General features: G+C 49.8%; 1 protein-coding gene. It reads left to right on the top strand.

The window, feature by feature from the left end:
• On the top strand, positions 1–422 hold a 422-nt coding region (locus D7V77_RS44155), incomplete at both ends, for a hypothetical protein (RefSeq protein WP_158624605.1).

The following is a 422-nucleotide window of genomic DNA, read 5'->3' as shown; positions in this document are numbered from 1 at the left end:
TTGATGCACTTACTGGAAATTGGCATCGCGCAGGCATATGACAAACTAGGACAACACCAAAGAGCACTGGATATGGTGCTGAAACTACTGCCTGAGATAAAAAACGACCAGCTTGACTGTAGAATAGAGGCGCTCGAAATAGGCATTTCCAGCGCACTCTACGTCGACAAGGTGGATACGGCGAACACCTTCCTAGCAGAAGCTCTACACCTGATCAGACTCAATCCGGGAGAGGTCTACGGCGCTAACCGAATGAACGACCTGGCGATGTGTTATGCAGACACAAATCACCCTGAAAAGTCCGAGCAAATTTTCACCGCCTCGTGCAATGATCGAAAAGCTTACGGGACCCTGTATGACGACGCGGCTATTATGCTCGCTCGGTTCTATAACGGGACGGATCAACCACATAAGTCGCTGTC

Source organism: Corallococcus sp. CA041A (genome assembly GCF_003612075.1).
Lineage (GTDB): Bacteria > Myxococcota > Myxococcia > Myxococcales > Myxococcaceae > Corallococcus > Corallococcus exiguus.
Note: the sequence above shows the minus strand (reverse complement) of the source record. Positions and strands in the feature narration are given on the sequence as shown.